Here is a 17369-nt window from a genome sequence, read left to right on the forward strand (position 1 = left end):
TCCTGGCGGAAGCGAAGAAACCGATCGTCGGAGAAGCTCGTACGGCATGCCGACGCAGCGGTCTCCGGCGTGCGGGCCGGGACACCGAGATCCCCCGGTCCGATGATAGGGACAGACTTCGGCTGTCGCAGTCGTATCGCGCTTCGCGCTCGTCCCGGTGCGTTCTGCAGCGCTGCCCACCCCTCCCTGCGCATTTCAGTTGTCGAGCCGGCCCACCACCCGTTCCGTCCGCCCGTCCCACACCTGCCAGGCAGGGATCCGCACACCGTTGGGCAGCAGGGCCGTTCGGCCGAGTGCGAGCCTCAAGTGACGCGCGGCCTCTCCGCCGGTGGACGCACCGTGGTCGAGTCGGATCCGAACGCTCTCTGAGCTGCGGCGGACGTCGAAGTCGTAGGGATAGCCGTCCACCGTGGCATTTCGGTCGATCAGGACTCCCGGAATCTCGTCCGTCAGCAGATACTGCAGCCGGTCGCCGACATCTTCGTCGGAATGTTCGGGGTGAACACCGAGCGAAGGGAGGCCGTCCTTGGCCTCTGCCGCGTCGAGGAGTGCGTGCGGCATGCCGGGGCGGACCGACCAGAAGTCGCGGTCGCCGAACACGATGAGATGCGAACGGGCCCGTGTGATGGCCACGTTCCAGAGGTTGACCTCGCGGGAGAGCCAGTTGACCGCGCTCGGACGCATCCGGTCGGACGCGACGAGGGACAGGAGGATCACATCCTGCTGTCCTCCCTGGAAGGTGTGCACCGTCCCGACCCTGACCCGTGGTTCGTGCTGCCAGCGGCCGGCGATCAGTTCCTTCTGGGCCCGGAAGGGAGTGACGACGCCTACGGTCGAGCCGTGCGGAAGCCGCTTGAGCAGGCGCTCCACCGAGAGATGAATGCGGTCGGCCTCCTCCTGATTCAGCCACGACCCGTTGTGGCCCCTGCGCGCCGTTCCCGTCACGTCGAGCCACTGCACGGCGTCGACTCCATCGATGCGCCGCAGCGACCGGGGGTCGGTGAGGACGGTCAGCCGGCCGCCGTAGCAGTGCCGGTTCGCGATGCCGACGATGTCCGGGTGGCAACGGAAGTGCTCGTCGAGCAGCAGCGTCTCCCCTGCCGCATGGGCAGCCGCATGGAAGGAGGAGTAGCGGCGGTGCTCGAGCCGGTGCTCGTCGAGCCAGCTCGCCCGCAGTCCTGCTCCCCGGTGCGCCTCCGCCTCCTGGGGCGGCTGCAGTGTGGTGATGTGCTGCAGCTGCATGGGGTCACCGATCACCAGGGCACGCCGGGCGCGGAAGAGCAGCGGCAGCACATCCGGTGCGGAGCACTGACTGGCTTCGTCCACGATGACCAGGTCGAAGAGGGCGGCCCGGTCCCGGAACCGCCGTGCGGACCGCGCGGTGACGGCCCACCCCGAGACCTGCGGCAGGATGCGGTCCAGGGTCGACCACTGCCTCGGTGATCGTGCCCGCACCGCCTCGATACGCTCGTGGATGGCGGCGCGGGCGGTCATCGCCTGCTCCGCCACCGACGACTGCAGCAATGCTGTCGCGGCCTCACGGACTCGCCGGTCGGCATCCTGGAGCGCGGCGTGGAGCTGGGCGTCGTCGGGCGCCGCTTCGGCTGCGGTGCGCATCCGCCGCCAGTCGGCTTCCGCTTCGGCGAACATCAGCAGTTCGGCGAAGTCCTGGCGGTCCGCGACCTGGACCGGCACAGCGTCGAGCCGGCGCACGCACCGGCCGCGCAGCCATCCCCCGAAGATTCCGAGACGGGCGGCCGTACGGGCCCGGCGCAGCCACCGTTGCAGGGCGATATCGTCGCCCAGCGCGGTGGCGAGTGTCAGGGGGTCCTGGTGGTGCTTCTCCGCGTAGGCGGAACGCAGCCGGCCGAGGTCGGCGAGGTCCCGCTCCCGGCGGGCGATCTCTGCGAGCCGGTGCCGCAGCGACTCCTGCGCCCGGAGATCGTTCCGCAGTTCGCCCCGGTACGTCTGGGAGGACTGCCGGGGCCGGACGCTGCGGGTGAGTTCCTCCAGTGTGCTCACCTCCTTGTCGACGACCGACTGCGCGCCTGTCCGCACGAGAAGCCCCGGGGCGAGTTCCTCGCACCGCTGCCAGACCTCGTCCACCGCCTTGTTGTTGGTGGAGGCGACGAGCACGGTCTGTCCGGCCGCCCTGGCGGTGGCGACCGTGTTGACGATGAGCTGGCTCTTGCCTGTGCCGGGTGGTCCGGTGGCGACCGTGAGCCTGTGGACCATGGCGGCCCGGATGACGGCTTCCTGCCCTTCGTTGAGTTCCAGTGGCGCGACGATCTGTACGTCCTGTTCGGCGCTCGGATCCATTTCGCCCTGTGCGGTGAACGCTCCGAGTGCCGTGTCCGGGAACTGCCCGATGCTCCGCTGCAGCGTCGTGTAGTCCTTCATCAGCTGCGCTGTGGCCGCGCTGTCCGACCGGGTCGCGTAGACGACCGCCACGTTGCGGGCGCCCTCGTGTGCCGCGCGCAGCGAGCTGCCGTCGCCGAGGGCCCCAGGATCGAGGTGTTCGGTGTCGGGCAGCCCGAGTTCCTGCAGCAGGCTGCGCAGGTCGCGGATCATGTCCTCGCGGAATCCCGGCCGCCAGTTGGGCTGGTAGGCGGCGAGCAGTTCCCGGCCTTCGTCCTTGCCCAGCCGGTTCAGGACGAGTTCGGGGTGCAGGACGATCGGTCCGGAAGGCGTGACGACGCTGCGCCCCTGTGGTCCGCGTTCGACTTCGATCCGGCGCATGGCGAGCGGTGCGCACACCTGTCGGGTGCGGTCGTACAGCACGGCGACGGGGTACCCGTACCAAAGGTCGGCGCCGTCTTTCTGCGCCTGCTCGGCGAGGTCCACGACGCGCTGTGGTGCCTGCACACTGGATTCCGTGCCGGAGAGGAGGACTTCCTCCCCGGCCGGCCAGACCGTTCGCGGCGGGTCGCTTCCCGCCAGCGGCAGCAGTTCGCCGGTGCGGCCCTCCACCTCCAGGCATTGCTGGTAGTAGGCCAGCAGCCGGGCCCATTCGGCCTCGGTGAAGGCGGAGTCGTCGTGTGCCGCCTCGGTGGGCTCGACCGGTGCCGGCGACTTGTCCCCCGCGGCGTCGGTCACTGCGGTGAGCCCGGCGGGCAGTGGCTTGAGCGCGGGGATCTGGCGGCCGGCGGCGGCGCGGGCGAGATAGATGTCGCCAGTCACGGACAGGGTGGACTGGGTCGGCGTCTGCCGACGGCCGTCCGGTGCCTTCTGCAGGTCGCGGCTGATGTGACGGAACAGGTCGTTCGCGGAGATCTGCCCGTCGCCGTCCAGATCGGCTCGCCCCGAGTGCAGACCGTCGACGATCGCCCGGGTGAACTGCGACGGCTGGTCCGCATCCGTGGTGAACGCCTTCTCCCAGTGCTGGGAGGCGGTGATGACGTGTACTCCTCCGGCTTCGACCACTGGCATGGCAGCCTTCGCGGGTGCCCCTTTGCTGCGGAAGCCCTGCACTGCGCTGCCGCTGAAACAGCAGTCGAGCAGCAGCACCTTGCGGCGGGCCGCGCACCTCTCCAACTGGTCGATGACAAAGGCTGCTTCGAGGGCTGTCTGCCGCTCCCGCCCGGCCTCGGTGTCCGTGGTGACGAAGTACAGCTGACCGTCCTCGCGGTCGTACGCCCCGTGGCCGCTGAGGTAGACCACCACCAGTTCATCGGGTTCCCGCGCGCTCAGGAATCCCTCGATGGCCTGCTTGACCGCCGCTTTGGGCGAGTCCTCGACCCGGGAGCACTTCTCGTACCCTCCGACGGCGGGCATCTCCAGCACCTGGCCCAGGAAGTGGATGTCCGCGCGCACCGAAGGCAGGGCGGGGTAGCTCACGTCCTGGTGGGTGGCGGTGCCCACGAGCAGGGCATGCTTTCGGCTCACCGCCCGGCTCCGGGACCGGGGCCCGAACTGCCGTTGCTGCCACCGTCCCGCAGCTTCCTGATCTCACGCCCGGAGACGCCGCCCTGGAACTCCGTGACCGTGCCGTCCGGGTGCAGGACGCGCACCTTGCGGCTCTTGCGGACGGCGACCCACGCCTTGATGGCAGTCCCGGCCAGCGTGAAGGATCCTCCCGTGAGAACGAGCACGACCTCCGGGGTCAGCAGCGCGGGCCCCTTCGATCCCTCCGCGTCGTGTGCTGGTTCCGGTGGGGCGAAGCGCACCTCGGTGTCGTCCAACCGGCGCAGAACGTCGCGGAGTTCGCGCGCCTCCAGTTCCGCGTGACGCGGGTCCGCCCCGGACACCTGAATCCGTACGGACTCGATCTGGCCGGCCATACTCCCCCTCGGGTCGTCAACTTGCTTATACATAAGGTGTGTTGTGATGTGCGCTGACGTCTCTGACGTGATGTCACCCTAGTGACTTTTTTGCACGCCAAGATCCGGGGCCTCGTTTCCCGCTCCGTGCCCACTTATCGGGAATCCAGAGAATCCGGTACAACGGCTCCCCCAGGTCGGCCCACCGCTCCAGCGCGTCTCGGTCGACCAGATGGATCCCGTAGCGCGGGCCACTGACTCTCGCGGCTGCCGTGAACCCTCCGGTGGTGACGATCACAGCGAATTCGGCACCGTGGTCGTGGCGGTAGGTTCCGTTGACCCGCTGGACGTCCTGGTCTCCGACCCTTCGGTCCGGTCGCAGCCGCTTGCACTGCACGACCACCCGCCGTCGGGACCCGTCGACGACCAGTACGTCGGCTCCCTTGTCCCCGGCTCGGCCGACATGCTGCGCAGCCAGTCCGTCCCTGCACAGCAGAGAGCAGACCGCCAGTTCGAACGCCGTGGGGTCCAGGGAATCGAGATGTGCCAGCGAATAGCGCACGGGCCCTGCGGCAAGCGCCGAGCGGCCGGCCCGCGCCATCAAGGCCGATCGTCCCGGCTTCAGCGCCAGCCCGGCAGCTGCGGAAACCAGCCCGAACCCGGTCCACACCGGCCACTGCTGGGCCACCTGCCACAACCCGATGAGCCCTGCCAGGCCTCCCAGCCCCCACGCCCACCAGGGAATCGCGGCCCACCCTCCTTGACTGTGGCTGCGCCGCATCAGCCGGCCGCCCCGAAGAGCGTCCACACTCCGAAGGCGAGACCGAACAGCGCGAGTCCCGCCAGGTCGGTGACCGTGACAAGGGTGAAGCCGTGATCCTGGCAACGGGCGAACAGCCCTATGCGCCTGCGGCGGCACGGGCGGTGGTACTGCGTCGGTCCACCGCAACGGGACACCAGCACACATCCGCCTATGCCTAGTAATCCCACAATAAGCAGCACTGAACCCCCCGATCCCCCGCTCAACCCTTCATATGTATCGGAGAGTCGTGCGTTCCGACCAGTACGTCTTCGGACGAACCGCAGGGCCCTCGTTCCGGTCACTCGCCCACGCCCCTCACCCACACCCAAATTGTGAGGCCAGGCAATGCCAGTCAACCGGCCTGATTCATCACCAAGTTCGGCGGTGACATCCTGCGTCACCTCTTTGGTGCCCGACGCCTCGCCGACGTGATCGAGTTCGAGGCACAGCCTGGGGCACGCGCCACGAGACCGGCCAAGTTCCTCCACGACGTACGGATGCAGGGGGAACCAGCCCTCGATGAGATGGGCCAGCCTCAGGGGCGCCCGCCAGACGGTTTCCTTCCCGTCGTTCCGTAGGAGTTCACCGACGCCGAGGGAGGCGCCGTCGGCGAGGGAAGAATCGACCGGGTCCACCTCCGCCTCCGGCTCCGACTGCGCAGGCAGTGTGGACGTCCAGCCGCGTCCGGCCGGGGCAAAGGGGTCTCCGGGCGTCTCTGTCTCACCGGGATGATGGCACCGCCACACCCCTCCGCCCTCAAAGGCGTCGTCGAGAGTGATTCGGGATCCGTTCTTGAACAGGCCCTGGTCGCTTTCCCCTTGGACGACGCCGGCAAGCGCCACGTTCGCCCGGCACACCGCGGCGGCGTACCCCACCCCCCTGAGCAGTTCCGTCGCACCCGGGAACCCGCGAAGCCTCGGTCCGACCGCTGTGTACACGGCGACCGGAGCGGTGAGTCCGTAGCGCCGCCTCGCCGGGGTGGCCGCGCGTTCCACAGCTGCCGCGAGAGATCTGAGGTCGTCACCGCCCAGCGGCCCTGTGTCCTGCCAGCAGTCCGCGAGGGAGGCCCTGGTCAAGGCATAGTGGCCCCATATCCGCACCACGGCACTGGAGTTGAGGACGCCCTGCACCGTGTCGAGGAGACCGAGCAGTCCCGCCCGCAGGTCGTCGTCGTGTGTGCCGCCCACCAGTGCGGCGAGGGACACGGGGACGAAGGGGCTGAGAAGCTGCTCCCGTGCCGTCGTCATGAGATGGTGCGCATAGGCCGTCAGGTCATCGCGCCGAGCTGCCTCCCTGGACGGGTAGCACACGTCGACGACAACGTGCCCCTCATCATTGATCCAGCGTCGGCGCGTACGTAATCGGTGGAGCTGGGCCGATGACAGGCTCAGAGCCGGGCCGAAGGCGTGGAGATCCGGGACCAGGAGTTCCCTTCGCCGTGGCGCGGCGCCGTCCCCCGGCCTGCCTGGCCCCTCGGCGCCCGCCGGCGCCCCCGACACCCAGGCCGGTACGTCACCGAGGGCATCCACCTCCGAGTGGGCACCTTCCCGATGGACGATCTCGGCGTACAGCGGCTCCGATCCGGTGGCGACGCACACCATGGCACCGACCGGGAGCACCGGAGCACACTCGCCGAACGTGATCACGGGGAAGTCGTCAAGGCACAGCGGGCTGCCGCCGTAGCCGTCGCCTCCGAGGTCGTACCCGAAGTACACGGCGTTGAAGGCGATGGCGGTGTGCACCGGCGTCGACCGGGCCGCGACGACGGCTTCGAGATAGCGGCGCAGCCGTTCCCGTTCTTGGTCGGGTACGGCGTCGTAGCCCTTTGTCATGGCGGAGGTCAGCAGGGCACGGTCACCGTACGGATCGGGCACCCCCGTCCCCTCGCGCTCGCCGACCGTCGCTGACACATACGGGTCCCCACCCATGACACCTCCGCCGCACTACAGGTCATCCCGGCCCGCCTGCGGTAATTCCCGCAGAGTATGCCCGCGCTTGGGTTTCCTACGGCACTTTCACCACTTTGCGATGGCTGACAGCGGCTTGCGGCGTACACTTCGGCACCGGCAGCACAACGCCTGCGCTCACACACCACCGACATCGTGAATGCCGTCGCGGGTGCCCTGCGAATGGGCTCGGCAACTGATCCAGTGCGGCGATTCTGCTGCCGTGACCGCCGCGTCCGGCGTCAACTTTGGCACCTGTATGGGGGACGGGACGCGCGAGCAGGGCACGCCCGCCGCCTCTTGGCCGTCAGCCCGCATCCCATCGAGTGGAGCCGGAGTCGTGAAGTACACGTTGACGGAGCCGCAGGTCGTCTTGCTCCGAGAGATCGCGGCTGCTTCTAACGCCGTGTCTCTCCCGCCCGTCAAGACCCATACAGCCTGGGCACTGGAGCAGCGCGGACTGATCAAGAGAACCTGGCGCGGCAGTGGGCACGTCGCAGTGGTCACTGCGGACGGCCGCTATTACCTCAAGCACGGCAGGCATCCTCGGGAGGTGCAGGCCGAGAAGGAGCGGCTGGAAGGCGATGCCGCTCAAGCCGCGCGTGCCCCTGCCGATGGCGGCGAGTTGGTCTCCCTTCTGCAGTCGGTCTCGGGGAAGGTCGCGGTCCCTGATCCCGCCCCTCAGACCCGGGGCCGGTGGCGGGCTGCCTATTACAGCGCGCTCCATCACGGGCACGTGCCAGCAGGGCACAAGCTGCGTTGGAACGGTCGGCAGCGAGGCGACTGTGTCTTCACGCTGGTCGACGAGGAAGCCGAGAAGGAGGCCCAGCCTCTCCCGGTGCCGACCGTCGACGTCCCGGAGAGCCTGGCTCGCCCTCATCGTCTCGTCCGCGCAACGCGCAAGGCCCTCGGCCGGTCTCAGGGCGCGGTCGACACGCGGGGCAGAGCCGAGGTCATTCCTCTGTACGTGTCCCGCCCGCTCGCCGACCGGGCCCTGCGGATCATGCACGCCCTTCTGACCGAGGCCGAGAACCGTGGCTACACGGTGGAGACCCAGACCGACCTCCAGCACCGCGAAGCCGTACACACACTGGCGATCGTGATCCGGGGCCGGTCCTTCCCCCTCGCCCTGACGGAGCGGACGGCCAAGGTCCCGTACGAGCCGACCCCGCAGGAGCTCCGCCGCAAGGAGCGCAGCCCCTGGACGCCGCTGCCCAAGTACGACGAGGAGTTCAACGGACGCCTCGCCCTCGGCGCGCCTGCGAAGAGCCGGTACCAGCGCTCGTACTCGTACAGTGACGGTGCCCGGTGGACGCTGGAGTCCCGGCTGGGACACCTGCTGCAAGATCTCGAACACCTCGCGGCGGAAGCCGAACGCCGAGAGCGGGAGCAGGAACTCCGCGAAGCCGAGCAGCGGCGCCGGTGGTACGCGGCTGTGGCACAGGCACGGGAGCGGCAAGTTGAGCGGCATCGAGCGAAAGTCCTGTTCGAGCAGGTGGATGCACGGCATCGGGCCGAGGAGATCCGCGCCTTCTGCCGCACGGCCCGTACCAAGGCCGACGGTTCGTCCGCTGCAGCGGACAAACTGGAGTGGCTGCGATGGGCCGAGGCGTACGCAGACCAGATTGATCCACTGTGCGCGCCGCTGGCGACTCCAGCGGATCCGCCGGCGAGCCGTGAGGCTCTGCGCGAACTTCTTCAGGGCGATCTTTACGCCCATCCCTGGCCATTCGACAGCAGGGGACACTGGACACCGCCCGAAGAGGAGGCCCCACAGCGCCTCTGATCAGGTAAACGCCTCTGCCCTGTCCGTGAGAGGACAGGGCAGAGGATCATTCATGCGGCGATGGTGAGCGGAGCGTCGAGGCGCTCCCAGGCTCCGAGGACGGCCTTGTGTGCGTCCGGTTGCAGGTGGGCGTAGCGCTGGGTGGTCTGGAAGCTCTCGTGGCCGAGGAGGTGCTGGACCTCGTAGAGGGAGACTCCCTTCTGGACGAGCCACGAGGCGCAGGTGTGCCGCATGGAGTGCGGAGGGTAGTGCGGGACGCGCTGCTGTTCTCCGTCATCGTCGAAGTAGTAGGCGCAGTCGACGGCCGGCCACCAGGTCTGCCGTCGCCAGTTCCCATCGTCAAGGAGACGGCCGGTCCGCCCCTTTGTGATGGTGGTGAATACCACCGCATTCCGGTCAAGCCGGCGCATGTGACGTTCGAGCGCCTCCAGCACGTGTGGCGGGAGAGGCACCTCCCGACGGCTCCTGGAGCTCTTCGGATACTCCTTGATTCCACTCTTGGTGTTGACCTCCACGACGAAGAGGCGTGAGCGGCGCTGGTCGACGCGATGGCGATGCAGGCCGGATAGCTCTCCCCACCGCAGCCCGGTGTAGAAGCCGAGCAGGCACATTGTCCGCCACACGGTAGGGAGTTCATCGAGAATGCTCTGTGCCTGGTCAAGGGTGAACCACTGCGGCGGCTTGACCGGGATCTGCGGCAAGTCGATGCTGCGGCACGGCGACACGGCCAGGACATCGTCGTCGACGGCCGCGCGCATGATGGAGGACGTCAGGTTGTAGGCCCGCTTGATCGCGGCGGCCCCCGCGCCCTTCTCGACCAAGGCTCGGATCCAGCTCTGGATGTCCATGCGGGTGATCGCCCGCATCTCCCAGTCCGCCCAGTCGGGCATGACGTGGTTCTTGATGCTGGAGGCGTCGCCGCGCAGCGTGTGGGGTTCGACAATGCGGGCGTTCCACCACCGGTCGTGCCACTCGCGAAACCGCATTTCGCCGGCACGTGGATCGCGCATGCTTCCCCGGGCGAACTGGGTCTCCGTCTCGATGCCCCAGGCGCGGGCTTGTGCCTTGAGAGGGAACGACTCGCTGAACCGGTCTCCTGTCCGGTTGCGTACCGTCGCCTGCCACTTGCCTGACTTCAACTTGCGGAGGTACGAGGCTCTGCTCCTTGTTCAACGGTGACGGGGCTGGAATGGGCCAGGGTCAGCGGCGGGCCGCCGGCGGTACGACGGCGCGGCGGCTGATGAATTCATCGAGGCCAGCCGCGGGGACCCGTACTCGGGACCGGCCCGTTCCGGTACGGAGGTCGACCACAGGAAGATCGCCGGCGGCGATGAAGCGGTAGACGGTGCGCCGGTCGACATCCAGGGTGGCGGCGACAGCAGGAATCGACAGCAGGCGTGCAGGCATGGCGGAGACCTTGGGGTGAAAGGAGATTGATGAGCTGGGCGTTCAGCCAGTTGGCGATCGGAACATGAGCCGACCAATGGCGGTCAACCGGTCGAGGTGTGGGAATGCCTTGCAGAGATCCCCGGAAAGAGGACCGATACGAAGAGGGGTAGTCGCGCCCACCGCGCTCTGGACGTCGCGGCCAGAGCGCGGGGCACGAATCACGACTTGGGCGACTCCGGAAGGGCCATCAATTCGGCAAGCTGGTCCCAGTCGATTACGGCCTCCCCCACGCGGAAGCAGTACGGATAGCGCATCGCCAGCCAGCTGGGGGTCACGCCGGCAAGCTCAGCAACCGCAATACATGAGACTCCTGCCTGGAGCCAATTCACCAGGCAGGTCTCGCGGAGGATGGAAATGGGCTCCCCCAAGCGCCACGAGTACCGCTCGTCCCGTGGCAGGACAGCCTCCTGGGCCCGCTCCCACACCCGCTGGTAGTGGGAAGCCGAAAGCGAATGTCCGCCCCTGCCGGGAAACAGCAGGTCTTTCTCTCGCAGACCGGCCTCGCTGATCCACTCCCGCAGGAGCTCGACCAACCGCGGCTTGAGGGGAACTTCCCTCGCTGTCCTGCTGGAACCAACGGTCAACTTCCCCCAGCCGTGCACCGGAACATCCACGTCACTGACGCGCAGCCCCCTGGCTTCGCCCGGTCGCAGGGCCTGTTCGGCCACGAGGCACACGAAGGGATACACCGAACGTTCAACACCCTCCTGTCCACGCACCCACTCGAGCAACGCTCGAACCTGCTCCTCGGAATACAGCCACTCTTCTTCCATGACTTCAACGGACATAGCTTTGAACTCCTTAGGGGGAAATAAGGACCACGCCCCGCAGATCAGCGGGTAGGTTCAATGGTCTGGAGAAGCGCCGGTTTGGCCAACCGGCGATCGTCGGCTATGTTTCGCCCAGCGCGACGCTCGCGGCGTATTGGCGCACACACACGAAAGCAAGGCGTAGTCGCGCTGCTGCGGACCGTTCTAGGTTTACTTGCTTCGCCGTGTCATTCCAGTCCGTTGCGCCCTCAATGTGTCTGCCGTCGGCGAATCAAACAATCAAGCATCACGTTGGGGCGCTGTCACCGGCGCCGTCGCCAAGCGGTGAGGAGCCGAGAACAGAGCAGGTGCCTTCTAAGCACCTGCTCGATTCTTACCTTGGTTCCGTACTGCACCGGGCTCAAGACGCCATTTCAGTTGGCATGATCTTGCGGCAGTTTGGGGTGGTGACTGCTGCGCTTGTCGAGCGGATGGCACCGGACGACCTGTGGGCCTTGTTCCAGCGGGTGGTGCCGCTGGCTCCGGTTCGCCCGCAGGGCGGAGGGCATCGCCGGCGAGGGGACCGCGAGGTGCTGGCCGCGATCATCTTCGTCGCCACCTCGGGCTGCACCTGGAACCAACTCCCGCCAGGCTTCGGCCTGTCCGGGGTCACCGCCTTCCGGCGGTTCACCGAGTGGAGCCAGGCCCGGTGTGGGCCAAGCTCCACCGCCTGGTCCTGGACGAACTTGGTGCCCGGGGCGAGCTGGACTGGTCCCGGTGCGCGATCGACTCCGCCAGCGTCCGGGCCCTCAAAGGGGGCAGCTGACGGGACCGAATCCGACCGACCGCGGCAAGAAGGGATCGAAAATCCACCTCCTCGTCGACCGCCAGGGCCTGCCCCTGTCGATCGGCATCTCCGCCGCCAACCTCCACGACAGCCAGGCCCTCATTCCCCTGGTCCGCGGCATCCCGCCCATCCACTCCCGTCGCGGCCCACGGCGCAGGCGCCCCGGGAAGCTGCACGCTGACAAAGGGCTATGACTACCGCCACCTGCGCCGATGGCTCGCCTCCCGAGGCATCCGGCATCGCCTCGCCCGCAAAGGCATCGAGTCATCCCGGCACCTGGGCCGACACCGCTGGGTCGTAGAACGGACCATGTCCTGGCTGTCCGGCTGCCGACGCCTGCACCGCCGCTACGAACGCAAGCCGGAACACTTCCTCGCCTTCACCGCCATCGCCGCAACCCTCATATGCCACCGCAGACTGACCAAGCGAAATGCTGTCTAAGCACGTCCTCATATTCGGCGAGCACCTCGACCTCCGTGACGTGCTTGATCAGCCCGCCCAGACACAGCTCGCTGGCGGTGGTCCGCTGCCGGGCCTGCTCGACGGTCGAGTACATACGTGTAGACCATGGGCACGCCCGTCGCGGCCTGCGCGATACGCAGGCAGAAGCCGATACCCGCCTTGGCGTACTGGTCGACCTTCACGATGCGATCGGTGGTCTGGCCGCCGCGGATGCAGCCGAGTTCGTCGGCGCCGTACTCCATCAGGCGGCAGAAGGATTACTCCGGAGCCCCATGGGCCGCCGGCCCCAGTGCTTACCGCCATAGGCGCATTCTGTCTCACGACACTGACAGTGCACCGAAATTGCCTTTGGCACCGGGAGTTGAAACAGTTTCTCAACCAACCTTCTTGCCGACCTCACGGTAGAGATGTTGCCCCTGTCCGGGGAAATCGCCGACGGGCCGCGCGGCGATGACAAACGAGCGGCCGGCGTCGTCCAGCGTGTGGTGGGTGACCTTTCCCGAGCGGCTCTTGAGGGTCACTTCGATGGTGAAGCGGTACTCGACGTCGGCGGGGCCTGTCGCGGAGACGCCGAAGAAGAGTGCGTCCGTGGCCGGGCCACGGGCGGATTCCTGGTAGTACGTCACGGGCTCTCCGGTGAAGACCGGCAGATCGGAGGAAGCGGAGGGATCGGAGTCGCCCTGGGCGGCCCGGTCGATCAGGACGGTTGCTCCTTCCCTCGACGTGTTCATCTGCAGGTTCCAGTCGTCGGGATAACAGCCGTAGCCCATCGGCTCGGCGTCGAGGCGTCTCGGCCTCTCCACGTGGAGCGAGATGTCCGTGACGGTTTCGGCGTCCATGTCCGGGGACTTGTCGGCGAATAGCACGGCGTACGTGGCGTGGGCTGCCGGACGGGCGCCGACGGCCATGAGGGAACGTTCCAGGCGTTCACAGACGGCCCCCGGGACGTCCAGGTCGGCGGTGATCCGCGCGAGGCCACGAACCTTCCGGTTCGTCACCGCCCACATTTCCTGATCGCTGCCGGAGAACAGTCGTGTCCCGCTCACAGAGAGACCGTTCGTGACACGGGCGTCAGCGCCTGCGCCACCGTCGCCGCGCGCGAGGGCGAGGTCCGGCGCTCCGTATCTCTGCGCGTCGTCGTCGGCGGGCGTCCCGATCCTGGCCACGGGGGAGGCGATGGTGAAAGGCCGCCCGGCGTCGTCGATCCGTACGGTGCGTGCCGCGCCGCCCTCCAGCACCTCCAGTTGGATCCACCACTCGCAGGAGCAGCCCAGGGTCCGGGCGTCCACGATTCCCCCGGTGGTGCCGCCCGGACGCACATAGCGGCTCAGCCGCACGTCCCGTGGGGCGTCGAGGCTCAACTCCCCCCATTCGTCCAGGTTCTGGCCGACCGTCCGGTCGACGGCCCCCACACACTCCACGTCCTGCCCCTGAGGCGCGGGGACGGTCCGTCCCTTGACGATGCGCAGTGAACGCACCACTACGGGGGAGTCGTCGGGCGCGGACAAGGTGAACGCCGCGCTGGCCGTGCCCCGCGGGACGGCGGACCGGGCGGTGGCCCAGCCGTACAGGGCAGCGCAGCGCCCTGTGCCGAGCGCCCGCGCGGGTGCGGCCGTGCTCGAGGGGACGGTGGCGGACCACGTACTGGACCACGCGTTCCCCATGATCGCCTTGCCTGCCGCCTTGCTGCGCGCCCTCGTGGTGCGGGACTGGGCGGAAGGGGCGACGGCGGAGGGGGCGACGGAATCCGGCGCGGGGCTCCGAGATGTCGTGTCGCGCGAGTCCTGCGTCGCCAGGACGGTCACCGCTCCCGCCAGCAGGGCGGTGGTGAGAAGGAATGCGAGCAGAAAGGTCCGACGGGTCGTCATCGGTTCTTCTTCCAGCCGGTCGCCGCGCTGTCGCAGTGGTACTTGGCCCGGGCGTCGCCCTCGGCTGGTGCCAGCACGAAGGGCTTGCCGGATTGGTCGACGACGATGCGGCCCTTGTCCGTGCCTTGCTGGTAGTCGACGTCGAGCACGTAGGACGCGGTGGTCTTGCCAGCCACGACCAGGATGTCGAAGATCGCGGGCTCGTCCTGCTTCGCCAACTGCACCTGCTGCGTCGGGTACTGGCCGACGAGGGCCTTCCCGTCGTACTCCTGGGCGGCTCCGGTCGGGCTGCCGAGGTCGATGCGTACGCGCGTGATGTCGATCCCTCCCTGCGGTCCGCCGCAGGAGAGCAACGAGCCTTCCGACACCGGCTCTTCGGCGGTGACGCGGGCCCGTACGCCGGTGATGGAGACGGGCACCTTCGTGAAGTTCATCAGGGTCAGCCGGATCCGCTCCATGCCGGCGTAGACCCCGCCGCCTTCGACCAGCCCGTCGAGGGCCGCGTCGCCGTCCGGGTAGTTCCGTTCCAGCTTCTCGGTGTCGACGGGGCCCTTCAGCCTGACCGCCTTGTAGTCCCGGGTCAGATCCCACCAGACCTCCGACTCGGCGTGCACCCCCCTGCCGGCGGGCACCGGCGAACGGCTGCTGCTCCACACGTCGAAGTACGTCGTGACGAAACCGGCGAGCACGGTGCTCAGGACGATGCCGAGCGCGGCGGCGAAGACCGTCTTCACGCGGCTCCGGGTGGTGGGAGCCGGTTCATCGGGGGCGGGGGCGGAGGCGGTGCTGGTGGTTGAGCTGTTGCCGCTGGAGGGGGGTTCGTCGGTGGGTGCAGCCGGAGGTGTGGGATCGGTCGGAGGTGTGGGAGCAGCGGGATCAGTCGTTGCCGCGGGATCAGGATCAGCCGACGGGGCGGGGGCGGGAACGGTGGCCGTGGGCTCAGTGGTCGTCGGCTCGGTGTCCGGGGTGCTGTCGGGCGCCGGAAAGTCACCCGGGCTCATGGCTTCTCTGTCAGGGATGGCAGGCACACGGTTCTCCGTCCGCGATCACGGGAAGATCGAGCCGTACGGTGTGGAGTTCCCTGATTTTGACACGCGCACGGCAGCGCTACGAGGGGTTTCATCCTCCCGGTCGCCGATCTCTCGCGCCGCGGTGTCGGCGTCATGGGGGCCTGTCCGGTGCGGACCCGTCGCCGAGGTCACCCGGAAGACAAACAACCCCCGGGCCGAGGGCCTGGGGGCTCAAAGTGGAGCGGGTGACGAGAATCGAACTCGCGCTCTCAGCTTGGGAAGCGATGGCGCTTGGGCGGGCTCCATGGATTTGGCCAGCACAGATACCTGGACCTTGGGTGGTCGTGTGGGCCGGGTTGCGCCGCTCGCGAATCTCCATGACAGCCAGGCCCTGATCCCGCTGGTCCGCGGCATCCCGCCCATCCGCTCCCGCCGCGGTCCACGACGTCGGCGACCCGGCAAGCTGCACGGCGACAAGGGTTACGACTACCTCTACCTGCGGCGGTGGCTTGCTTCCCGCGGTATCCGGCACCGCCTCGCCCGCAGGGGCATCGAGTCATCCCGGCATCTGGGCCGACATCGCTGGGTCGTGGAGCGGACCATGTCCTGGCTGTCCGGTTGCCGCCGCCTTCACCGCCGCTACGAGCGAAAGCCAGAGCACTTCCTCGCCTTCACCGCAACCCTCATATACCACCGCAGACTGACCAACTGCGCACGAGGCCCCCGGGCCGTTCGGAAGGTGCCGTACGGCTTGAACGACGGGCCTCGGCTGCAGGCACTCCGCACCGGCCACGGGGTGATGGTCGCCTACATGCACCTCCGCCCGAGCGGAAGTGAGCCGCCGGCCGGGACGGTGACACGCTCCAGCCCCCGCCGAAGAGGCGCCCGCCTACGGCGCGACCATCTGACCCTTGCCTAACAGGCATACCCCACAAGGATCGACCTCCAGCACCCAGCCCCGCTTGCCCTTCGTCGAGTAGAACCGAAAGGGAGTCCGTCACCCGTGGGAGTCCTCTGGGACTTTTCTGGGACATCCGACTTCATCAACTGGCACGAGCATGAAACAACTGAAAGACCATTCGCGCAGGTCAACGACCGAAAGCCCCTCATCGTGGCAGGTCACCGCATGACTGGTCTCTTCCGGGACATCTGCCCGGTAGGGCTCAAAATGTCTGTGCTTAGCCTCGCTCGCCCTCGGTGCCCCATCGACCTCCACATGTGCCTTCCCACCACTCCGCCTCAGGGCTCAACTCGTCGCGACCTGACCCTGCCGACCTTGGAGCATCCAGGCGATGACGTCGAACACACGCAGGACGCCGATGTCCTCACCGATGCCCGCTTTGCCGCGGAGATGGATCAACTGATCATGGAAGGCACCGTTGTCCACCCGCAGGGCCGCAGACAGCGCCGCCCAGAACGAGTGGTCCACCTTCGGTCGCTTGAATAGTTGCTTGATGCGGATGTCGTAGATGGGGATGAGGTGCGGCCGCTTGCGGGCCAGCAATTTGCCTGCCACAACCGGGCCGCTACCGTCGGGTTTCCCTGGGTAGTGCTTGGTGCCGGCTAGGCGTTCCCACAACTCCCACACAGGTCCGCCCTCCTCCATGAGCACATCGCTTCCACAATTCTCCAGGCGCGCGTCACGAGGGATTAGCGACAGCAGGCGCGCCCAGAGCCCGTCGGGGTCGGTCAGCAAGTTGATCGCCCCGTGCGGCTCCAGGGAGACGTTGAGCATGGTGATGGCTAACAGGTCGTAGCTGTCGAAGCGGTCTGCGACATGCTCGGCGTCGCCACCCCCGCCCAGGCGCTCGAAGTGCGCGCCGGAATAGAACAGGTCACCGCTTGACCGTCGTCGGGTGAAGTACTCGACCAGCAGACTCACGGCGTTCTCGTCGTCCCAGTAGATCTCCGGGATCTGCAATCCGATCACTAGAGGCCCCCAACTCCCTAGCGCACAGTGATACGTCGGCGGACTGTACAGCAGTGAGATCAGACGGTGGCCTGGGAGGAATGCGCCCCCGACACGCGTGCCTGCGCTACACCGTTTTGAGGTGTGGGATGGCTTCTTGCACCGACCCTACCCACGCGGCGGCGATAGCCAGCCACGAGTAGGCTCGCATGCGGATGGCCCTTGCCGGCCAAGTGCAGTGTGAGCAGCGGGGTTTGGATACCTATGACCGCATCCTCGGCG

11 protein-coding genes and 3 pseudogenes are annotated in these 17369 nt (G+C 67.8%); 3 read left to right on the top strand and 11 right to left on the bottom strand.

Features of this window, described 5'->3' with window-relative positions:
• Window positions 1-195: 195 nt before the first annotated feature.
• The 4 genes from OG422_RS02180 to OG422_RS02195 form a co-directional block, all read right to left on the bottom strand.
• Window positions 196-3885: an AAA domain-containing protein gene (locus OG422_RS02180; RefSeq protein WP_405739040.1), complete on the bottom strand. Its 3690-nt coding sequence runs from the start codon at window positions 3883-3885 to the stop codon at window positions 196-198.
• Entirely contained in the window at window positions 3882-4280 is a 399-nt protein-coding gene (locus tag OG422_RS02185; protein ID WP_285503059.1) for an effector-associated constant component EACC1, read from the bottom strand. Before OG422_RS02185 ends, OG422_RS02180 begins: the two co-directional genes overlap by 4 nt.
• Before the next feature lie 73 nt (window positions 4281-4353).
• Window positions 4354-4947, bottom strand: coding sequence for a restriction endonuclease (locus OG422_RS02190; protein WP_405739043.1), 594 nt, complete (start codon window positions 4945-4947; stop codon window positions 4354-4356).
• Between the two features lie 92 nt (window positions 4948-5039).
• The gene (locus OG422_RS02195) at window positions 5040-6989 is read right to left on the bottom strand and encodes a hypothetical protein (protein WP_405739046.1); all 1950 of its coding nucleotides are present in this window, start codon (window positions 6987-6989) and stop codon (window positions 5040-5042) included.
• 358 nt (window positions 6990-7347) lie between these two features.
• Here OG422_RS02195 and OG422_RS02200 point away from each other — a divergent pair, with 358 nt between their 5' ends.
• Window positions 7348-8793 carry a hypothetical protein gene (locus OG422_RS02200; RefSeq protein WP_405739049.1) on the top strand — a complete coding sequence of 482 codons (1446 nt, stop codon included), beginning with the start codon at window positions 7348-7350 and terminating at the stop codon, window positions 8791-8793.
• Window positions 8794-8843: 50 nt separating this feature from the next.
• Here OG422_RS02200 and OG422_RS02205 read toward each other — a convergent pair whose 3' ends face one another.
• From OG422_RS02205 to OG422_RS02215, 3 genes are all read right to left on the bottom strand, one after another.
• Window positions 8844-9932, bottom strand: a complete 1089-nt coding sequence (locus tag OG422_RS02205) for a tyrosine-type recombinase/integrase (protein WP_405739052.1) — start codon at window positions 9930-9932, stop codon at window positions 8844-8846.
• Between the two features lie 61 nt (window positions 9933-9993).
• A complete protein-coding gene (locus OG422_RS02210) occupies window positions 9994-10200 on the bottom strand; it encodes a helix-turn-helix domain-containing protein (RefSeq protein ID WP_168481759.1) in 207 nt (68 codons plus the stop codon).
• A gap of 200 nt (window positions 10201-10400) precedes the next feature.
• Window positions 10401-11030 carry a tyrosine-type recombinase/integrase gene (locus OG422_RS02215; RefSeq protein ID WP_168481758.1) on the bottom strand — a complete coding sequence of 210 codons (630 nt, stop codon included), beginning with the start codon at window positions 11028-11030 and terminating at the stop codon, window positions 10401-10403.
• Window positions 11031-11434: 404 nt separating this feature from the next.
• Here OG422_RS02215 and OG422_RS02220 point away from each other — a divergent pair.
• Window positions 11435-12279 (top strand): annotated as a pseudogene (locus tag OG422_RS02220) (IS5 family transposase).
• 104 nt (window positions 12280-12383) lie between these two features.
• Here the strand turns inward: OG422_RS02220 and OG422_RS02225 are convergent.
• From OG422_RS02225 to OG422_RS02235, 3 genes and pseudogenes are all read right to left on the bottom strand, one after another.
• Window positions 12384-12506, bottom strand: a pseudogene (locus tag OG422_RS02225) (Uma2 family endonuclease); the annotation flags it as partial.
• Window positions 12507-12674: 168 nt separating this feature from the next.
• Window positions 12675-14168, bottom strand: a complete 1494-nt coding sequence (locus OG422_RS02230) for a hypothetical protein (RefSeq protein WP_405739056.1) — start codon at window positions 14166-14168, stop codon at window positions 12675-12677.
• Window positions 14165-14902 (bottom strand): hypothetical protein, encoded by a 738-nt coding sequence (locus tag OG422_RS02235; RefSeq protein ID WP_248001355.1) that lies wholly within the window; start codon window positions 14900-14902, stop codon window positions 14165-14167. Before OG422_RS02235 ends, OG422_RS02230 begins: the two co-directional genes overlap by 4 nt.
• 643 nt (window positions 14903-15545) lie before the next feature.
• Between OG422_RS02235 and OG422_RS02240 the strand changes: the two are divergent.
• Window positions 15546-15887, top strand: a pseudogene (locus tag OG422_RS02240) (transposase); the annotation flags it as partial.
• Window positions 15888-16424: 537 nt separating this feature from the next.
• Here OG422_RS02240 and OG422_RS02245 read toward each other — a convergent pair.
• The gene (locus tag OG422_RS02245; protein ID WP_168481756.1) at window positions 16425-17108 is read right to left on the bottom strand and encodes a DUF6308 family protein; all 684 of its coding nucleotides are present in this window, start codon (window positions 17106-17108) and stop codon (window positions 16425-16427) included.
• Between the last annotated feature and the right edge of the window lie 261 nt (window positions 17109-17369).

This window comes from Streptomyces sp. NBC_01525, assembly GCF_045040405.1.
Lineage (GTDB): Bacteria > Actinomycetota > Actinomycetes > Streptomycetales > Streptomycetaceae > Streptomyces > Streptomyces benahoarensis.

Excerpts from the sequence above, each read along its gene's own strand:
- OG422_RS02185 (WP_285503059.1), bottom strand. The coding sequence starts at position 4,280 with ATGGCCGGCCAGATCGAGTCCGTACGGATTCAGGTGTCCGGGGCGGAC.
- OG422_RS02195 (WP_405739046.1), bottom strand. The coding sequence starts at position 6,989 with ATGGGTGGGGACCCGTATGTGTCAGCGACGGTCGGCGAGCGCGAGGGG.
- OG422_RS02210 (WP_168481759.1), bottom strand. The coding sequence starts at position 10,200 with ATGCCTGCACGCCTGCTGTCGATTCCTGCTGTCGCCGCCACCCTGGAT.
- OG422_RS02215 (WP_168481758.1), bottom strand. The coding sequence starts at position 11,030 with ATGTCCGTTGAAGTCATGGAAGAAGAGTGGCTGTATTCCGAGGAGCAG.
- OG422_RS02230 (WP_405739056.1), bottom strand. The coding sequence starts at position 14,168 with ATGACGACCCGTCGGACCTTTCTGCTCGCATTCCTTCTCACCACCGCC.